Source organism: Arsenicibacter sp. R0_47, assembly GCF_057652235.1.
This window is the reverse complement of record NZ_JBYFCJ010000140.1, coordinates 1-236: the sequence shown is the minus strand read 5'-3', so window position 1 is coordinate 236 and position 236 is coordinate 1. Positions and strand designations below refer to the sequence as shown.

Here is a 236-nt window from a genome sequence, read left to right as displayed (position 1 = left end):
GTTCCAGTTTCTGCGGTTGTTGCAGGAAGTAACGGGAACCGACGGCTTTTTTGCACGTACCATCGTACCCGCCAACTGGGATAAGTCCCTGCTTCACGACGCCAACCGTGCCTATACCGGCCGTGAGCTGGCTGCTGAACTCGCAAAAGAACCCCGTTTCAAACCGGTGCAGGTTCGCTGGCAGCCCTATAAAGACGGGAAATGGCTCTGGAAAGGCGATTCGAGCAGTGATGAAA

General features: G+C 55.1%; 1 pseudogene. It reads left to right on the top strand.

Features of this window, described 5'->3' with window-relative positions:
* A pseudogene (locus AC23NW_RS36360) lies at positions 1 to 236 on the top strand (ligand-binding sensor domain-containing protein); the annotation flags it as partial.